The following is a 17,692-nucleotide window of genomic DNA, read 5'->3' on the forward strand; positions in this document are numbered from 1 at the left end:
ATGGATAGTGCAGTAAAGGGTCAGCAGTGGTTAAAAACCCTGCTGCAATTAGCTGGAGTACCTGCGGATGTGAAAGCAGAAGTAGAGAGTAATCCGGGCGGACACAAACTCGGAGAAACACCAGTAGACAGCTACTGGTTGACTATTGATGAAAAGAGCTTGAGTGCAGAGCAAGTAGCAACTTTTACAGGCTCTCAAGGAGAGGTATTAGATGGCATTCAATACCTAGCTAATGCCACTTTAAACTTAAACCAAACAGAGCCACAAGGCTTTTATGTAGTTGAGTTGAACGGCTACCGAGCTAAAAGGCAAGTCGAGCTAAATGCGATCGCACAATCCGCCGCCGAACAGGTACGAGCAACAGGGGAAGAAGTAGAAATTAAATCTTTATCCTCCGCCGAACGCAGGCAAATTCACACGATTTTGCAAGAGTACCCAGAGTTAGAAACTTTTAGTCGTGGTAAAGAACCCCATCGTCATCTTGTTGTAAGACAACTAGCGGCAGATAATCTTGGTTAAAAAGCTGTAATTTTTGCCACAATCAAAGTTAGCGTTTATTAAGGGTGAGGCAAACTTCCTATGGAGGCAATTTACATTCCCCAACTGACAAAAGCACCAGAGAGAACCGAGGTAATACCAGTTGAAGAATTTATCGCTGGTTTAGAAACCTTAACTCCGGTGCGCGGTCAGGTTAGAGTTCAGCATCAAGTTAATTATTTAGAGGTGTCGGGTAAAGCCGAAACAATCGTTACTTTAACTTGTCATCGTTGTTTGCAGCAATACAATTATCGCTTGAGTATTGATACCTCAGAAATGATTTGGTTAGATGAAAGCGCAAGTTTGCCCTATGAAGGTGCGATCGATAAAGAGGTTGCTGTAGAAGATTTAATTGAATCTCTGCCGCCTCAAGGCTACTTTAACCCCAGTGAGTGGCTATACGAGCAGTTGTGTTTGGAAATGCCCCAAAAACAGCTATGCAAAAGCGATTGTGCGGGAATAACTGCGGATACGAGCATGACAGACAAAGTAGGCGATCGCCGTTGGGCTTCTTTGGAAGCATTAAAAAAGCAACTACCCTAAAATGAGCTTCCGCAACGAATTTGAACTACTTTTACGCGCTCGTTATCCGTTGATTTATATCCCCACTTACGAGGAGGAGCGAGTAGAAGTAGTAATTAAAGAAGAATCACAAAATCAAGGTAATCGCACCGTATATACCTGGGATTTTGTAGACGGCTACGGGGGCAATCCTAACGATGCAGGATTTGGTCGGCGCAACCCTTTGCAAGCCTTAGAATTTGTCGAAAAGCTCCCCGCCAGCGCCGCCGCCGTTTTTGTGTTGCGTGACTTTCACCGCTTTTTAGAAGATGTTTCGGTGTCGCGCAAACTCCGCAATTTGGCAAAGTTGCTCAAATCTCAGCCCAAAAATGTAGTCATACTATCGCCGAAACTTGCCATTCCTGAAGATTTGGGCGAAGTGCTGACGGTGTTAGAGTTTCCTTTACCTGCGCCGCCAGAAATTAAAGTCGAAATTGAGCGCTTATTATTGGCTACAAGGCAATCAATCGACCCAAAATTTTTAGATGAATTAGTTAGATCCTGTCAAGGGCTGTCAATGGAGCGGATTCGCCGCGTATTAGCAAGAGCGATCGCTTTTCACGGCGAATTACAGCCCGAAGATGTGGAATTGGTGTTAGAAGAAAAGCGCCAAACTATCCGCCAAACTCAAATTTTAGACTTTTACCCCACTACTGAAAAGATTTCTGATATCGGCGGATTAGACAACCTTAAAGACTGGTTGCTCAGGCGTGGTGGTGGATTTACCGAAAAAGCTAGAGCTTACGGTTTACCGTACCCGCGCGGGCTGCTATTGGTAGGAATACAAGGTACGGGTAAGTCCCTTACCGCTAAAGCGATCGCTCATCATTGGCATCTACCTTTACTTAGGCTAGATGTGGGGCGTTTGTTTGCAAGTTTGGTCGGCGAATCTGAGTCGCGCACCCGGCAAATGATCCAAGTAGCTGAAGCCCTTGCCCCTTGCATTTTGTGGATTGACGAAATTGATAAAGCCTTTTCGGGACTAAATAGTAAAGGCGATGCTGGCACTACTAGCCGCGTGTTTGGGACGTTTATTACTTGGCTGGCTGAAAAAACATCCCCAGTGTTTGTTGTAGCTACAGCTAACGATATTCAGGCGCTACCGCCAGAAATGTTGCGAAAGGGTCGGTTTGATGAGATATTTTTTGTTGGCTTACCTAGTCAAGAAGAAAGACAAGAAATTTTTACAGTCCATTTATCAAGATTGCGATCGCATAACTTAAATAATTACAACATCCAACGCCTAGCTTACGAAACTCCCGACTTTTCTGGCGCGGAAATTGAGCAAACTTTAGTAGAAGCTATGCACATTGGTTTTAGCCAAAACCGCGACTTTACCAGCGATGACATTTTAGAAGCCGCGAGTCAAATTATCCCCTTAGCCCGTACTGCTACAGAGCAAATTCAATTTTTACAAGAATGGGCAAAAGCCGGGAAAGCTCGTTTAGCATCAAAACACAGTTCGTTAAGCGATCGCATTGGGCGACAATTGCCGTAATTGATTAGGAGGTATGGGGAATGAGTTGGACATCAGGTTTAGTTAAATTAGTTTTAGGATTTGTAATTGCAATTACTTTATTGATTAGTGGCAGCGTAGCTTTAGCACTAATATTTATCAACCGCGCCTCCTCTCCTCCACCTAAACCAATCTTTGCTAATGACAGCAGCGCGGTTAAAAAAACAGCAAATATAACTAAACCTAAAACCTCTATCGCTACTAAAAATGCTCCTAAAAGTAAGCCTTCCCCTTCACTAGCATCAGGTAGTTATCCAGCGCGGGTTACATGGAATCAAGGCTTAAGTCTGCGCTCCGAACCTAGTTTAGACGCAGAACGTATTGGTAGCCTAGATTACAACCAAAAAATCGTAGTCTTGCAACAAAGCAAAGACGAAAAATGGCAGCAAATCCGCTTAGACGATAGTGAGTTGCAAGGGTGGGTAAAAGCAGGTAACACCGAGCGCGAGTAAACTAAAACTTACTACAAAGGCATCAATGCCCTTTGACAAGTAGGACACACTGCATGAATTGCCAACTGACAATCTAACAAGTGATAACCTTCTTTTTCCGCCGTTTTACTACCTATTTTTAAAATCGAATCGTTCTTAAATTCGATGGTTTTGTTGCATCGAGTGCAAATTAAATGATGATGGTGATGGGGGTAAGGTTGGTTTAGTTCGTAATGTTTATGCCCTTCGCCTAACTCTAGTTCGCGCAAAATCCCCATCCTTGCCATCAACTTCAAAGTTCGGTAGATGGTAGACAGGCTAATATTTGCTTGATCTTTCGTCTCTAGTTGATGGTACAGATCCTCGGCGCTGAGATGTTCTCCTTCAGGAAGTTCTTGAAAAACGTGCAGTATAGTTTCTCGTTGAGGAGTTAATCGCCAGCCGCGATCGTGGAGTTCTGCTTTGAGGGAACCAGCCGTGTAAACAGTCATAACGACATTCTCAAGAAAGCTTTGTTATTGCTAATTCTAATAAATTTATAGCTCGATTGTCAACAAAGGAAACTTATTGAGAATCATTGTTAATTAAAGCTATTTGGGCAAAAACCTTTAGCCTAGAAGTGATGTGCAGAGAGAATAATAAGTTATGGATGCAATATTAGAAAAGTCATACCAAATCAAACAAGCCTTAGTGGACTTTGTTTTGGAAGCGGAGGGCGAATTAGCAACAGCTTTAGAAATGTATGCTGCCGAGCAGTCGCGGCGCAAGCTGGGAGATAAACAGCATGACTTAATTGTTGATACTTTTATTATTGAGGGTAAAGTTGGCGATACAACGCCTATAGATTTGTTTATCAATAGCCAGCCAGAATTGACAGAAAGCGATCGCGCATTATTAATTAACTGGCGGCGTAGTTTTGCTGGTTTATTTGCAGTAGTAAAAGTTTTAAGCGATGGTTTTGAACTCCAAAACTGGCTGACAACTAAACACTACATCGTTAAGCCGAATAATCCTCAAACTATTAAAGAGTTATCGCGCTGTAAAGAAGGGGACATTATACTTACTCAGATTGCGCCAATTACCGATTACTGGACATTTTATAGTAATTGGACAATGTTAGGCAAATTAGGTAAGCCAAAATTAGCAGTAGCAATTGGCAACTTTAGAGATAATTACAAACATTCTCTCTACGGTGATGCGCCAGAATTGTTACAACAAGCTTGGCAATCTGTAGCCGAATATCATCAACAGTTTATCGATTTTTTTGGCAGCGATGAAGTGACAATGCCGGGATATCAACTTAATAAAAAAGTTGCCGAATTTCAAGACATACTAATGAAGCAAAGCTTAAGCAATGCAGGTATTGATAATACTAAATCTCTGGCAGAATTAGCCCAAGATGCAGGAATAGATGAAGCAGAAATCACCGCCGCAGCTAAAGAATCGGGCGCAGATGCAAAACTTGTCGCCCAATTGTTCGACAAAAAAAGCCCTAGCAAAATGGTAGCGCCTAAAATCGAATTACCAGCCGAATTGAAAAAAGCGGAGCAGGTAACATCTTTATCTCATCCACGTTGGGGACAAATGTTTTTACCTACTTATAGTAAGTTTAAAACTATATTCGAAGCCCAAGATTGGCAAAGCATTGAAGGCGCAGAAAAACTTATCCGTTACTATCTAGAAAACCCTAGTATTAATGTTTTTATTTGGCAGAGATTGGCTCAACAAGCTCCTCAGCAGTTAGAAAAAGTGTTGCAACAATTATTAGAACTTTCAGACTTTAAAATTGACCAATTAACAGCACTTTTACAAGCCAAATTTAATAAGCCTTTAGAACCAGAATTGCCAGAAACTGCCAGCGTACCAGTCCATTTAAACAACTTATTTGAGGAAGCTGTTGCAGAAGTTAATAAATCAAAGTCTAAGAGTAAAACATCTAAAAAAGCAAATTCTGGGTTTCAGAAGATAAATTAAAACTCTTTTGGTTAGTAACCAATCATTTAGAAGAATTTTGCGGTATATTTTTAGGAGTTTCTATTAATTGAACTAACTCCATCTCTCGGATAGTACCGATGGCATTGTAAGACAAGTCCGACTTCCTCGCAATTTCCGACTTTACCCAAACATAACTAGCTTTTGGTAAGTCAGAAAGATTTACTGTTTCTTTACCTAAATAAGGAGTGTAAAAACGCAGTAATACTCCGGTTTTTCCTCCACCTTCTACAAAGTCAATCGGATGATTTTGGACTACAGAAGCGATGTTTGGTTGTTTCAAAAAGGCTTTAACTTCGGGGTTGTAATCGCCCAGAAAACCATTAATACCAGCTACAGATAAAGCTAACCAAGGAGATACTAACCAAGCCGCTATCCAATATTTAGCGGTTAAAAATTTCTGCCCAAATTTATGATGTCCCAGCCATACTAGGGGAACAGTTAACCAGCATAATCCTAATACAAATGCGCTCGCAGCATAATTTTTAATTTCTGCATCTACAGAAATTACTACACCTGTAAGCACAATTAAACTTGCTATTAATAATAGACAACTCAAGCCACCAATAACATAACTAAGAATAGAAACTAGGCTTTTATTTGCATCTAATTTATTTTGATAAATTTTACCTAACCAATCTAAAGCTACGGCGGCGAGTAAAGCAATAAATGGATAAAGAGATAGTGCATAATGAGGTATTCGAGTGGAGAAAAGACTAATTTCAATAAATAAGATGATCGGAAACCCAACTATTATTAACTGATAACGAGGAATTGGATTATCTAAAGCAACTTTCAAGCCTAGCAAACCCATAAAAGCCCAAGGAAAAGTCTTTGCTGGGATATTCCAGACATAATAAAAAATACTATTTCCGTTGCGTTCTTCTGAGTTTAGATGGACAATAAAATCAAACATTTCTGCGAATTTAGTTGTTTTATAATAAGCCCAGCTACTGAAAAGCCAATAAATTGTTGGAATTAAACCCAGCAATAAACCTAGGTATATTGCTGGGTTAGTTAAATGACGGTGGCGGCGATGTTCCCAGAGTAAGTAAGGCATTAAAGCCAACATTGGCAGAAAAATCATGTAGCTTCTAATCAAAAAGCCTAAACCAAAACTTAGCCCAACACCCAAGCCCCAAATAAAGCGATTTTTAGGCTGTAACTCAGCTTTTAATAAGCACCAAATAGCTAGTAATACCAAACTTGCTAAAGGAATATCTGGTACAGACATTCGGCTATATTGCAACCAGAAAACCTCAACACTTAAAATAGCTGCCGCTAACCAGCCTACTTGTTTGTTAATCGTAATCTTACCGATTTCATAGATTAGTAAAGCACTAATAACACTACAAACTATGCTCGGAAGCCTTGCAGTTGTTTCGCTAATACCAAATAGAGAAAAAGAACTTGCAATCAACCAATATATACCTGGAGTTTTACCATAATGAATAATCGCCGGATTAAGCCAATCGCCCTGTTCTACAATCCATCTTGCTCGCCAAGCATAAATTCCTTCGTCATGGGCGATTAAACTCTGTTGTTGAGAGTTGAATACTAATAAAGGAATTACCCAAATTAACAAGCTGAGATAAGGCAATGTTGCGATTAAAAAAGAGCTTTTGATACGCATTTTCATTTTTTAATTACCTAGTCGTGGCGATCGTCAAAACTTGCGGCGGTGTGGCATCGGGGGGATAGACAAAGTTTACTTGTACTAGCCGAATATCTCGCGGTTTCATAATTAGTTTTACTAAAGGTGCGCTGCGATCGCCTCTTTTTTGAACTAAATGAATGTAGCGCGTTTGTGGCAATCCTCGATCATCGTTGTAAGCCACTTTTACAGTTCCCCGAAAGAAAACTTGACGTGCTGGCGGATTAAAAAAACGCAATCCATTTTTACTCAACTTGTCTTCTTTAATCGGCGTTTGCAGCGACACTGTAACGGTTTGAGCCGTATTTGTATTGTTGCGTAAAGGTAAATTGAGATTGTACTGAATGCCGTAATTGCCATGAGCGCTGTAAGCTGTGTCTGGGTAACGTGCTAATAAGGGCGCACTTTGGACTTGATTTGTACCGAGTTTGCCTAAAGGAAGCGTACTTAAACCGTAAGAAAATGCCTGACGCGATCGCGGAATAGTTAAGTAAGTTGTATTAGGATCGACGATTTGCGCCGTCCATTGAGAGCCTTGAGCGATTCCGGCTACCCGTCCATAGATAACAGTCTTTGTAGTTTGTTCCGGCGGTGTGGGGGCGCGATCGCGTGGCGATACTAAACTTCCCGCAAACAACAGTTGTTGCCATTGTGCCAAAGTTGGCGCAATTTCCCTTTTATAGGCATCCACAGGCGCGTACATAGCTAGACTAGCCGCGTAAACCGGGCGGGGGCTTTGCAATCGCATTAGTACCGATCGCCCATTAATAGGCGGATCTAAAGTCTTTACTGGAATTGGCAAATTAAGTAATAGGCGGCTTTGGCGGGGTGGAAGCAGAATATAAGCGGGTAAACTTTGCCTTTGTCCTCGCAGTATGACATTAGTAACGCGATCGCCTGGCCCAGCAAATATTTTACTTAGCGGGTTTTCTGTTAAAGCTGGTAATTCTATAAACGGTGCATCAGGTTGACTAAGAAAAGTTGCCCCCTGCAACACATTTACTTGCAAAGGTTTGTCACTAGGGTTGTGAAGAATTATCCCCAGATAGAGCGATCGCAAATTAGTAGCCGTAGGTGCTTTCGCTACATGATGAGCAAATATATCGAATCTTCCTTGCAAGGGAAAATTTAGATGCGCCGTTTTTGCTCTTTTACCACTTGGGGGAAACGTTGAAAGTAAAATCCCGGCTTTTTGGACTAATTCGGGGCTATTGCTATTAAAAACAAGCACGTTGTCTAATTTGCCTGGTAATTCTCGTACTTGTTGAATTTGGACTATTTCTTGAGGCGCAACTTGAGCTAGGAAAAATGGAAACATGAATAAATTTAGACAAAGGTTAATCGTTGGACGACGGTTAAAAAACTGTTTTTAACTTCCGTCAAATTATCTGGGCTAAGAATGGGAATATGGGCAAATATACAATGAGTCGACAAAGGCGAAGTTTGTAAATGCTTCAATACTGAGTAATAAAGACCTTCGCAGACAAACTTCCCGGCATCGTAACTAATCTCAATACCATCAATGCCAGCTATCAAAAGGGGCAAATTTACTTGAGTATTCAAAATATCATCTTGAGCGCTTGCTTTTGCTTCAATAGTAAGTTGGCTGCGGCTTTCGGCCATACCACAACAAATAATAATATCAGGTTGAAGTTCGGCGATTTTGAAAATCACACTTTTACTTGCAAGCTCAATATCTACAGGTAATTGTCTTAAAAACGAATTGCGATAGCGCAAGCGCGCACGCAGGGCTTCGCCCGCGATTTGGATTTCTTGCAGCAAGTCGTCAGAGGAATTAGATTTTTGATGAGGTAGCCAGGTAGTAAAGGAAGTGAATAGTATTTTTTTACTCATGTTAGGCGATCGCCAACTTAAAATAAACGTTAGTCACTTGAGTAAAACAATGACAGAAATAGCGATTATAGATTATGGCATGGGAAACTTGCACTCTGCCTGTAAAGGTTTAGAAAAAGCCGGAGCAAAGCTAAAAATTACCGATTCTGTGCGGGAATTAGAGCAAGCCGACGCGATCGTATTGCCTGGAGTAGGAGCTTTCGATCCCGCCGTGCAGCATTTGCGATCGCGCGGTTTAGAAGCTCCCATCAAAAAACTAATCGCCAGTGGTAAACCATTTTTAGGCATTTGTCTCGGCTTGCAAATGTTATTTGATAGTAGCGAAGAAGGTAAAGAGCCAGGATTGGGGATTATTCCCGGTATTGTAAGGCGATTTGTCAATGAGCCAGAAATTACAATCCCCCACATGGGTTGGAATCAATTAGAAATTACTCAACCAAAATGCGGACTGTGGCAAGGGCTGCAAGGCGGAGAATGGTTGTATTTTGTTCATTCCTACTACGTTGATCCAATAGAACGCTCTGTTCGTGCGGCAACGGTCACTCATGGGACGCAAACTGTTACTGCTGCGATCGCCCTTGATAATTTGCTGGCGGTACAATTTCACCCCGAAAAATCTTCCCATGCAGGGTTGCAAATTTTAGCTAACTTTGTCAAACAGGTAAACGCTAAAGTCCCCGCTTAGTTATGAGTTTGAGAATTTATGGCAATCGTCAATTAAAAACTCTATCAGGGCTTGATACCCGCCCTACAAGTGCGCGGGTAAGAGCCGCAGTGTTTAATATTTGGCAAGGAGAAATAGATAATTGCTCGTGGCTAGATTTGTGTGCAGGTAGCGGAGCAATGAGCGCCGAAGCTTTAAGTAGAGGGGCAAAATCTGTAACTTGTATCGAACAATCTAGCCCTGCTTGTGCCATTATTAGGCAAAACTTGCAACAAATAGCCAAAAATCAAACCTGTCAAATATTGCGGGGAGACGTAGTACATAAATTGAAAACTCTTACCGGGCAACAATTTGACCGGATATACTTCGATCCACCTTACGCCAGCAATTTATATCAACCAGTGCTAGAAGAAATCGCATCTTCCCAACTTTTACATCCTGATGGCGAACTTGCTGTAGAACATTCGCCTAATTTTGAATTGCCGCAAATTACGACTTTAGCAATTTGCCGACAAAAAGCTTATGGTCATACCGCCGTAACTTTTTATTGCCCTTCTCAGCAAGAAGGGCAATCTCTAGCTCTATAAACCGAGTTGTTTGCCGCGCTTGTATTGTTTGTAAGCAGCAAAAAATAACCCTGCCAAAGTTATAGCAATTAATCCTAAAACCATTCCATCTAATAAAGGTTCAACCACAGTAAGCTCCTGAGAAATTAGTAAATATATCACCTGTTCTCGATCTTACTACTTGGGCTACTTCAAAACTACCATTTCTCTAATTCGCCATTGATTAGCTTGCCGGACTAAATCGTAATTTACCTGCAATTTCTCATCGTAAGACAAAGGTTTACTGAGTTTGCCATCTTTATATACTTGAGCGACTTCCTCAATCGTAGCGGTAACGATCGCGCGATCGCGGTTTGCTTGCTCAGCTTTCACCCCGTCTATCTTTAAAGTATGTTTATACTCACGATAACGGTTGTCTGCTTTGTCGCTATTTACTCGTTTTTGCCACTGCGACAAAGTTGGATTGACTAAAATTTGCTCTAATTTCTCTGTTGCATGGCTGCTCCCAAAGGCTAAAGCTTTTTTCGATAGCCAGTCTTGGATAACTTGCTGGGCTGTTGCTTCCGTTAATAGACTATCGTTTTGTGGTGGATTAATAGTTTCTGCTAAGGGTTGATTTATCTTTGGTAATGGTTGGGTTTCTAAAACGGCTGGCGCAGTTTTACTACCCTGCATCCAACTATAAGTTTTACTAGCGATAAATCCTAAAAATATGACTCCGCCTAAACTAGCCAGCGCCAGCAAACCTAGGCGAACTATTTTGGCATTTTTCAAAATGCCCCCAGAAAAACGGCGATCGCGTTTCCTTATCCTTTGTCTGGGTTTAACATGGACGATAGAATTAGTATCTGAATCTGTACGAGTAGCCAAAGTGATAGCTCCTGCGGGAGTGCTTGTTATAGTCTTACTTTCAGCCGTTTTTAACGCTATATTTTGCTGCACCGTATCAACTTTTACGGCATCCCATTCGTTAGTTGCCTCAATTTCTGTAGGTAAAGCTTCTAAATAATTTTGTACTTGCTCGTCGGCAAAATAGTCTTTTAAAGAAACTGGGCGACTTTTTAAATCTCTAAATTGAGCAAATACTTCATTTTGCAACCACTTTTGGCTATACAAACATAAACCCGGTAATAAGTCAGGAGATCCTTGAGAATTTTCTCGAATCAAAGCTAAAGATTCCGACTCATGAGATAATTCAACTGCCCTACTAGCGTCAGTAGTTTGACCTAGCAGCAACGAGCATACAGCTTGTTCTAAATGGACATCTTGACGCTTGCCTAATCGCATTAAATGTAGCTTTGCTTTACGAATTAAAATCGGCATTCTTTCGGCAAATCCCCGCGCCATCAGGGCATAAACCGCCAAATAATTAGCAACGGGCGACGGGCGCTGACTTTCGGCTTCAAATAGTTCTTGCTGCTCTCTTACCGTTAAATAACTGCGTAATTGCTGAATAAATCTTAAAAAATCATCTAAAGCTAGTCCCGATCCATCGTCTCCCGTACCATCAATGCCACCCCGTTGTTGCAAAATATCTTGGAGCAATTGCAAACCTTGCTTGCGTTCGATTATGCGATTTTGGGGTAAAGACAATAACTCTAATATGCGGTAAGGACGGAGTTTGTTGAGGTCTGCGGCAATTTCCTGGCTAATTTTGGCAAATAACCCAGCCTTCGTTAGAAAACTATATCCATTTTCCAACAAATAAGCGGCATTTTCGTATTGACCTTGTTGCCATTGCTCTCTACCTAACTCCAAACAAGCAAGAGCAACTGTTAAAATGAGATCCGGATCGCTGTTATAGGGGCTTTCTGGATCTAGATAGGGTTGACCTAAATTAAGGACTTGCTCATATTCTCCTAACTCTTGGAGAATTAATAATGCCCCGGTAAATTGGTCATTAGTAATTTCAATACTGGGCGCGAGAGGCTCCGTTATACTTGGGGGAGTTTCTGTTAAAGTATCGGCAGTGTCGCCATAAGTTGCCACAAAATAGTTACTATCGTACCCCTGTCGTTGCTGGGGGTGGGCTAAAACTTTATAGGCTGCGTCTATCAGTTGTTTTCTGGTGGCAATTACTTTTTCGGAATACTCGCGCCGAGGTAATTGCAATAAGCGATCGCGGTAAGCCTGCTGCAACTGTTCTTTGCTTGCCTGAATTGGTAAACCCAATATTCGGTAATAATCTAGTGGAATCCGCACAGCTTATTTCCCTATAACCGCGAACAACAAAATTTAACCTACAATCAAAATCGTTTATCAGGTCGGTCAAACCGTGACAATATAATAACTTGTGACCTCCACTCTTGTAGCGCGTCTATTTACATTACTACTAACGATTGCTTAACACATTTTTCTTATAAATTACTACATACAAGGATAATTGCCCTATGGTTCAAGAACGAGCATTACCTACGTTTAATACTAATGCAGTAGAAATATCAAAAGAAGTGGGTTTGCTACTTTATGAAGATATGATTCTAGGGCGGTATTTTGAGGACAAATGCGCCGAAATGTATTACCGAGGTAAAATGTTTGGCTTTGTCCATTTATACAACGGTCAAGAGGCGGTGTCTACTGGGGTCATTCAAGCGATGCGACCAGGATCAGATTATGTTTGTAGCACCTACCGCGATCACGTCCATGCTTTAAGTGCAGGCGTACCAGCTAAAGAAGTAATGGCTGAGTTATTTGGAAAAGCCACTGGTTGCAGCAAAGGGCGGGGTGGTTCGATGCATATGTTTTCTCATGAACATAAGCTGCTAGGCGGCTACGCTTTTGTGGCGGAGGGGATTCCGGTAGCTACAGGGGCAGCTTTTCAAACTAAGTATCGCCGGGAAGCCTTGAAAGATGAAAGTTTTGCCGATCAATTAACTGCTTGCTTTTTTGGCGATGGTGCGGCGAATAACGGACAGTTTTTTGAATGCTTAAATATGGCGGCGTTGTGGAAACTGCCGATTATTTATGTAGTCGAAAATAACAAATGGGCGATCGGCATGGCTCATGAACGCGCAACTTCTCACCCAGAAATTTATAAGAAAGCTCATGCTTTTGGCATGGCAGGGGTAGAAGTAGATGGCATGGATGTATTAGCGGTACGTGCGGCGGCTACAGAAGCCGTAGAACGCGCCCGCGCCGGAGAAGGGCCAACTTTAATTGAAGCGCTTACTTATCGTTTTCGCGGTCATTCTTTAGCCGATCCTGACGAACTACGAGCCAAAGAAGAAAAAGATTTTTGGTTTAGCCGCGATCCAATTAAAAAATTAGCCGCTTACCTGACGGAAAATAATTTAGCCTCGGAGTCAGAACTTAAAGAAATTGAGCGCAAAATTACTCAAGTTATCGATGAAGCGGTAAAGTTTGCAGAAGACAGTCCAGAACCCACACCTGACGAATTGTATCGTTTTATATTTGCGGAAGATAAATAGTAAATTAGGGGAAACTATGACGTTTGAAGTCGCAATAAATCAACAGCAGTATAAAACCTACACTCTTTCTGATTCTTACGCCCAATCATTAATTGAAGTAGTGCCAGAAAGAGGCGGGATTATAACTAAATGGCGGATTCAAGGGCAGGAAATATTTTACTTAGATAATGAGCGATTTACTCATCCTGACTTAAGCGTCAGGGGCGGAGTTCCAATATTATTCCCGATTTGCGGCAACTTACCTGACAATACTTACACGCATGGCGATCGCACTTACACGTTAAAACAACATGGTTTTGCCCGTGAAATGCCTTGGCTTGTTACCAACCAATCAACAAATGATTGTGCCAGTATTACTTTAGTTTTAACCAGCAACGACGAGACAAAAGCTGTTTATCCCTTTGATTTCGAGGTAAGTTTTACCTATCGGCTATGGGGTAACAGCTTAGTTATCCATCAAAACTTTCAAAACAACTCAAGCGAATCAATGCCGTTTTCGGTCGGGTTTCACCCTTATTTTGCCGCCCCAGATAAAACAGCGTTACAAGTACAAATCCCTGCAACAGAGTTTTACGATCAAAAAACTCAATCAACCCAAGCCTTTAATGGTGAATTTGACTATAGCCGCGATGAAATAGACGCAGCTTTTAAGCAATTATCGGGGGAATCTGCTTCGGTCAAGGATACAAGTCGGCAGTTGCAATTAAATTTAGAGTGGAATAACGACTACTACAACACGGTAGTTTTTTGGACGGTTAAGGATAAAGACTTCTACTGTTTAGAGCCTTGGACAGCCCCCCGTAACGCTCTAAATACAGGAGATGGTTTGATAGCCCTCCCTCCAGGAGACAGTTTACAAACTTGGGTGAGTATGAATATAACTTTTTAATAACCCCTTGCGCTTATTAAATACTCATGCTAATGTTATAAACGGTGTCAAAAACGATGCTAAACAACGGGTCGCTAGCTCAATGGTAGAGTACTCGGCTTTTAACCGATTTGTTCTGGGTTCGAATCCCAGGCGACCCATAAAAATACAAAATGATACATATTGGGTTAGTTAACCCAACATAATAGGATTTTATTGTACGACTATAGACAATTCGTCCTCGTTATTTATAGGCTATGAGGTAAGCACTGCATCTTAGTGATAATATCTTCAAAGAGTTTAAAGAATCGTTGGTCAACCAGACAAAGCATGAATGTTCCTATTACAGAGGACAAGGCGCGGAAGATAGCTAGCAAAGAACACAATGCTTACATTGGTAATGGGATTGATCAGCATAAAGCTACTCAAATAGCCCCACCTTCATTACTAAAGCCTCTTTCAGAAGAATTGAGGCACAATCTTTCAACTCAACAAGAGTTATTAGAAGCACAGTTATACAAATTTCTAGGTAAGCCTTTTTACTCTGATAATAGATTTATTCTTTATCAAGGCGATTCGACAGATTTACTGCAAAAGCTCGATTTAGCAAATATCAAAATTGACTTAACTGTTACGTCTCCACCATATAATATCGGCAAAGAATATGAAGTATTGATGTCTGTTGACAAATATATAGAGTGGTGTTCTAAATGGATGTACCAACTTCATAAAATTACGAAAGCTGATGGTACATTTTGGTTGAATGTTGGATATCTAGAAGTTCCCAGTAAAGGCTTGTGTGTGCCGATACCCTATCTATTATGGGATAAGTCACCATTCTATTTACTACAAGAGGTTGTGTGGCAATATGGTGCGGGTGTCTCAACTAAGCATCGTCTTAGCCCACGTAATGAAAAATGGCTATTTTACATTAAGGATATTCAGAACTATACATTTAATTTAGATGCTATACGTGACCCAAATGTAAAATATCCCAATCAAAAGAAAAACGGTGAATATCGATGCAATCCACTGGGTAAAAATCCATCCGATGTTTGGGAGTTTCCCAAGATTACTACAGGTACGAAAAGAAGTTCATCAGCCGAAGCTGCCGAAAATATTGCAGGTCTGCTCTAAAAGTCTCTGTAAAACTGTTACGGAAAGGAAAACTTATCTAAGTGCAAGCTTTTGTAACATACATAGATATAATTTTTGTTAAAGCTGAAAATTATCTTAAGATTAGCGTAATAAAACGCTTGTTCAAAACACTAGCTGATAACCAAATTAGGAGGAATTTTTATGGCGCTCGTACCAATGCGGCTGCTTCTAGATCACGCGGCTGAAAATAGCTACGGTATCCCAGCTTATAACGTCAATAATATGGAGCAGATTCAAGCAATTATGCAGGCTGCTCATGAATTGGATAGCCCCGTGATTTTGCAAGCTTCTCGCGGCGCTCGTAAGTATGCAGGCGAGTCTTTTCTGCGTCACCTAATTTTGGCGGCGGTAGAAACTTACCCCCATATTCCCATTGCCATGCACCAAGATCACGGCAATAGCCCCGCAACTTGCTACTCAGCAATGAGTCATGGTTTTACTAGCGTGATGATGGACGGCTCTTTAGAAGCTGATGCCAAAACCCCCGCTAGTTTTGAGTACAACGTTGAAGTAACTCGCAAAGTTGTTGATGTTGCTCACGCCATCGGCGTTAGCGTTGAAGGCGAACTTGGTTGTTTGGGATCTCTTGAAACTGGCATGGGTGACAAAGAAGACGGTCACGGTGCTGAAGGGGTTTTATCCCATGACCAGCTATTGACCGACCCTGACGAAGCTGTAGCATTTGTAGAACAAACTCAAGTAGATGCTTTGGCGGTTGCCATTGGCACAAGTCACGGCGCTTACAAGTTTACCCGCAAGCCTACAGGCGAGATTCTCGCTATTAGCCGGATTGAAGAAATCCACCGCCGCTTACCCAATACTCACTTGGTTATGCACGGTTCTTCTTCTGTACCTGAAGATTTACTTGCCATTATTAACCAAAATGGCGGGCAAATTCCTGAAACCTATGGCGTTCCTGTTGAGGAAATTCAAAAAGGTATCAAGTGCGGCGTTCGTAAGGTCAATATCGATACTGATAACCGTTTGGCTATTACTGCGGCGGTGCGCGAAGCTTTGATGAGCAATCCCAAAGAGTTCGATCCCCGTCACTTCCTTAAGCCTTCGATTGTCTATATGCAAAAAGTTTGTGGCGATCGCTACAAGCAATTTGAATCGGCTGGTCAAGGTAGCAAGATTAAGCAAGTTTCTTTAGATGATTTTGCCGCTAAGTACGCTAAAGGCGAACTAAAAGCAATTTCTAAGCAAGCTGTAAAAGCTTAATTTAAGCTAAGTTTATCTAACTAACCGGGTGCGATGCCCGGTTTTTCTGTTGGTGCTGAACTTGTACCGTTTATATTTCGGTAAGAAAAACCAGGAATTGGGGGGTCTGCCCCCCAAACCCCACGGCAACAAAGCGGGAAGCAAAGCTACACCGCTTTTTGCCTCCCCTTGGGGGACGAGTTGCCTCCCCCAAACCCCCAGCAAAATGTCTCTCAATATATCCGCTAGTTTTTGGGCATATACTCTGGTTGCGGATTATGCTAACTTAATCTTTTAATTTCTGTAAGTCCCTGCCTGAATATTAGGCTTTATCTGTAAATAATCAAGTTCTTGGCAATTCTATTTTGTAAGTAATGGTATGCAAATATTCTTCTACAAAAATACGCGATGTTGTAATGATGGCATCTGACGGCGGACTTGTTCGAGACGAGAAGGAGAAATTTCGGCGATCGCACAGCCTGGTTTATCTCCCGCATCGGCTAAAATAACCCCCCAGGGGTCGATAATCATGGCGTGACCATGAGTTTGACGCATAGCATAATGTTGTCCCGTCTGGGCGGGTGCAATCACGTAGCAGGTATTTTCAATCGCTCTTGCTTGTAAAAGAATTTGCCAGTGATCTTTGCCTGTATACGCTGTAAAAGCTGCGGGAATAAATACTACATCTGCACCTTTATTTGCTAAGTGACGGTAAAGTTCGGGGAAACGCACGTCGTAGCACACAGATAAACCTAAGTTGCCTAACTCTTTTGAGGCGTATACTTGCGGCATCGTTGTACCAGCCATAACGGTTTTAGATTCTCGGTAGGTGTTGCCGTCGGGTAAGTTGACATCAAATAAATGAACTTTTTTGTAACGCGCAATTTCTTGACCGTTGGGATCGATTAATAAGGCGGTATTATAGACTTTTTCCGCATCTACAGGAACGGGAAAACCCCCGCCTAAAATCGTGACTTGGAAACGTTGAGCCATTGTTTTGAGGAAGTTTTCGCTCTTTTGAGCGATCGCTTCTGCTTGAGCGATTTTGTCTACTTCCTCTCCCAGATACGAAAAGTTTTCTGGTAATGTAATTAACTCTGCGCCCTGTCTCCTAGCAAGTTCGATTAATTCTTCAGCCTGAACTAAGTTTTTTTCTAGATCGGGCAGGCTCGTCATTTGAATCGCGGCGGCAAGATAAGACTTCATGAGTTAAACGGAAATCGTGCTTTGTAGTCTATAAAAATATAAGTTTATTTTGGAATC

Annotated in this window: 18 protein-coding genes and 1 tRNA gene; 12 read left to right on the forward strand and 7 right to left on the reverse strand. The window is 41.6% G+C overall.

Translation table 11 applies throughout. The annotated features are described in order from the left end of the window. The 4 genes from C7B70_RS03455 to C7B70_RS03470 are packed head-to-tail and all read left to right on the forward strand — an operon-like array spanning position 1 to position 3,066. Positions 1-519, forward strand: a complete 519-nt coding sequence (locus C7B70_RS03455; protein WP_106367677.1) for a R3H domain-containing nucleic acid-binding protein — start codon at positions 1-3, stop codon at positions 517-519. Between the two features lie 60 nt (positions 520-579). Then, entirely contained in the window at positions 580-1,080 is a 501-nt protein-coding gene (locus C7B70_RS03460) for a DUF177 domain-containing protein (protein ID WP_106367678.1), read from the forward strand. A gap of 1 nt (position 1,081) precedes the next feature. Next, complete coding sequence (locus C7B70_RS03465) at positions 1,082-2,596, forward strand: AAA family ATPase (RefSeq protein WP_106367679.1); 1,515 nt, start codon at positions 1,082-1,084, stop codon at positions 2,594-2,596. A gap of 20 nt (positions 2,597-2,616) precedes the next feature. Next, positions 2,617-3,066 carry an SH3 domain-containing protein gene (locus C7B70_RS03470; protein WP_106367680.1) on the forward strand — a complete coding sequence of 150 codons (450 nt, stop codon included), beginning with the start codon at positions 2,617-2,619 and terminating at the stop codon, positions 3,064-3,066. A gap of 11 nt (positions 3,067-3,077) precedes the next feature. On the opposite strand, the gene C7B70_RS03475 is transcribed toward C7B70_RS03470, so the two are convergent. Beyond that, positions 3,078-3,536, reverse strand: a complete 459-nt coding sequence (locus C7B70_RS03475) for a transcriptional repressor (RefSeq protein ID WP_106367681.1) — start codon at positions 3,534-3,536, stop codon at positions 3,078-3,080. Between the two features lie 154 nt (positions 3,537-3,690). Between C7B70_RS03475 and C7B70_RS03480 the strand changes: the two genes are divergently transcribed. After that, positions 3,691-5,019 (forward strand): hypothetical protein, encoded by a 1,329-nt coding sequence (locus C7B70_RS03480; protein WP_106367682.1) that lies wholly within the window; start codon positions 3,691-3,693, stop codon positions 5,017-5,019. A 22-nt stretch (positions 5,020-5,041) separates the two neighbouring features. Here the strand turns inward: C7B70_RS03480 and C7B70_RS03485 are convergent, their stop codons facing one another. The 3 genes from C7B70_RS03485 to C7B70_RS03495 are packed head-to-tail and all read right to left on the reverse strand — an operon-like array spanning position 5,042 to position 8,545. Further along, complete coding sequence (locus C7B70_RS03485) at positions 5,042-6,676, reverse strand: glycosyltransferase family 39 protein (protein WP_106367683.1); 1,635 nt, start codon at positions 6,674-6,676, stop codon at positions 5,042-5,044. A gap of 7 nt (positions 6,677-6,683) precedes the next feature. After that, positions 6,684-8,009 (reverse strand): DUF3370 domain-containing protein, encoded by a 1,326-nt coding sequence (locus tag C7B70_RS03490; RefSeq protein WP_106367684.1) that lies wholly within the window; start codon positions 8,007-8,009, stop codon positions 6,684-6,686. An 8-nt stretch (positions 8,010-8,017) separates the two neighbouring features. Next, a complete protein-coding gene (locus C7B70_RS03495) occupies positions 8,018-8,545 on the reverse strand; it encodes a peptidase C15 (RefSeq protein WP_106367685.1) in 528 nt (175 codons plus the stop codon). 49 nt (positions 8,546-8,594) lie between these two features. Here C7B70_RS03495 and hisH point away from each other — a divergent pair, with 49 nt between their 5' ends. Together hisH and rsmD are read left to right on the forward strand one after the other, a co-directional pair. Further along, positions 8,595-9,230, forward strand: a complete 636-nt coding sequence (gene hisH / locus C7B70_RS03500; protein WP_106367797.1) for an imidazole glycerol phosphate synthase subunit HisH — start codon at positions 8,595-8,597, stop codon at positions 9,228-9,230. Between the two features lie 8 nt (positions 9,231-9,238). Then, a complete protein-coding gene (gene rsmD / locus C7B70_RS03505) occupies positions 9,239-9,796 on the forward strand; it encodes a 16S rRNA (guanine(966)-N(2))-methyltransferase RsmD (RefSeq protein WP_199192036.1) in 558 nt (185 codons plus the stop codon). Here rsmD and petG read toward each other — a convergent pair. Further along, the gene (gene petG, locus C7B70_RS03510; protein ID WP_106367687.1) at positions 9,791-9,904 is read right to left on the reverse strand and encodes a cytochrome b6-f complex subunit V; all 114 of its coding nucleotides are present in this window, start codon (positions 9,902-9,904) and stop codon (positions 9,791-9,793) included. The two genes, rsmD and petG, sit on opposite strands and share 6 nt — an antisense overlap. A 57-nt stretch (positions 9,905-9,961) precedes the next feature. Further along, positions 9,962-11,977: an IMS domain-containing protein gene (locus C7B70_RS03515; protein WP_106367688.1), complete on the reverse strand. Its 2,016-nt coding sequence runs from the start codon at positions 11,975-11,977 to the stop codon at positions 9,962-9,964. 188 nt (positions 11,978-12,165) lie between these two features. Between C7B70_RS03515 and pdhA the strand changes: the two genes are divergently transcribed. The 5 genes from pdhA to fba all read left to right on the forward strand — a co-directional run bounded on the left by pdhA (position 12,166) and on the right by fba (position 16,450). Next, positions 12,166-13,203, forward strand: a complete 1,038-nt coding sequence (pdhA, locus tag C7B70_RS03520; protein ID WP_106367689.1) for a pyruvate dehydrogenase (acetyl-transferring) E1 component subunit alpha — start codon at positions 12,166-12,168, stop codon at positions 13,201-13,203. A 16-nt stretch (positions 13,204-13,219) separates the two neighbouring features. Next, the gene (locus C7B70_RS03525) at positions 13,220-14,092 is read left to right on the forward strand and encodes an aldose epimerase (protein WP_106367690.1); all 873 of its coding nucleotides are present in this window, start codon (positions 13,220-13,222) and stop codon (positions 14,090-14,092) included. Positions 14,093-14,160: 68 nt separating this feature from the next. Further along, positions 14,161-14,232, forward strand: a tRNA-Lys gene (locus tag C7B70_RS03530). Between the two features lie 169 nt (positions 14,233-14,401). Beyond that, positions 14,402-15,208 carry a site-specific DNA-methyltransferase gene (locus C7B70_RS03535; protein WP_106367691.1) on the forward strand — a complete coding sequence of 269 codons (807 nt, stop codon included), beginning with the start codon at positions 14,402-14,404 and terminating at the stop codon, positions 15,206-15,208. A gap of 162 nt (positions 15,209-15,370) precedes the next feature. Further along, on the forward strand, positions 15,371-16,450 hold the full coding sequence (gene fba, locus C7B70_RS03540; protein WP_106367692.1) for a class II fructose-bisphosphate aldolase: 1,080 nt from the start codon (positions 15,371-15,373) through the stop codon (positions 16,448-16,450). 372 nt (positions 16,451-16,822) lie between these two features. On the opposite strand, the gene C7B70_RS03545 is transcribed toward fba, so the two are convergent. After that, positions 16,823-17,635 (reverse strand): carbon-nitrogen hydrolase family protein, encoded by an 813-nt coding sequence (locus C7B70_RS03545; RefSeq protein ID WP_106367693.1) that lies wholly within the window; start codon positions 17,633-17,635, stop codon positions 16,823-16,825. Between the last annotated feature and the right edge of the window lie 57 nt (positions 17,636-17,692).

Source organism: Chlorogloea sp. CCALA 695 (assembly GCF_003003885.1).
Lineage (GTDB): Bacteria > Cyanobacteriota > Cyanobacteriia > Cyanobacteriales > Chroococcidiopsidaceae > Aliterella.

Excerpts from the sequence above, each read along its gene's own strand:
- C7B70_RS03455 (WP_106367677.1), top strand. The coding sequence starts at position 1 with ATGGATAGTGCAGTAAAGGGTCAGCAGTGGTTAAAAACCCTGCTGCAA.
- C7B70_RS03460 (WP_106367678.1), top strand. The coding sequence starts at position 580 with ATGGAGGCAATTTACATTCCCCAACTGACAAAAGCACCAGAGAGAACC.
- C7B70_RS03465 (WP_106367679.1), top strand. The coding sequence starts at position 1,082 with ATGAGCTTCCGCAACGAATTTGAACTACTTTTACGCGCTCGTTATCCG.
- C7B70_RS03470 (WP_106367680.1), top strand. The coding sequence starts at position 2,617 with ATGAGTTGGACATCAGGTTTAGTTAAATTAGTTTTAGGATTTGTAATT.
- C7B70_RS03475 (WP_106367681.1), bottom strand. The coding sequence starts at position 3,536 with ATGACTGTTTACACGGCTGGTTCCCTCAAAGCAGAACTCCACGATCGC.
- C7B70_RS03480 (WP_106367682.1), top strand. The coding sequence starts at position 3,691 with ATGGATGCAATATTAGAAAAGTCATACCAAATCAAACAAGCCTTAGTG.
- C7B70_RS03485 (WP_106367683.1), bottom strand. The coding sequence starts at position 6,676 with ATGAAAATGCGTATCAAAAGCTCTTTTTTAATCGCAACATTGCCTTAT.
- C7B70_RS03490 (WP_106367684.1), bottom strand. The coding sequence starts at position 8,009 with ATGTTTCCATTTTTCCTAGCTCAAGTTGCGCCTCAAGAAATAGTCCAA.
- C7B70_RS03495 (WP_106367685.1), bottom strand. The coding sequence starts at position 8,545 with ATGAGTAAAAAAATACTATTCACTTCCTTTACTACCTGGCTACCTCAT.
- hisH (WP_106367797.1), top strand. The coding sequence starts at position 8,595 with ATGACAGAAATAGCGATTATAGATTATGGCATGGGAAACTTGCACTCT.
- pdhA (WP_106367689.1), top strand. The coding sequence starts at position 12,166 with ATGGTTCAAGAACGAGCATTACCTACGTTTAATACTAATGCAGTAGAA.
- C7B70_RS03525 (WP_106367690.1), top strand. The coding sequence starts at position 13,220 with ATGACGTTTGAAGTCGCAATAAATCAACAGCAGTATAAAACCTACACT.
- C7B70_RS03535 (WP_106367691.1), top strand. The coding sequence starts at position 14,402 with ATGAATGTTCCTATTACAGAGGACAAGGCGCGGAAGATAGCTAGCAAA.
- fba (WP_106367692.1), top strand. The coding sequence starts at position 15,371 with ATGGCGCTCGTACCAATGCGGCTGCTTCTAGATCACGCGGCTGAAAAT.
- C7B70_RS03545 (WP_106367693.1), bottom strand. The coding sequence starts at position 17,635 with ATGAAGTCTTATCTTGCCGCCGCGATTCAAATGACGAGCCTGCCCGAT.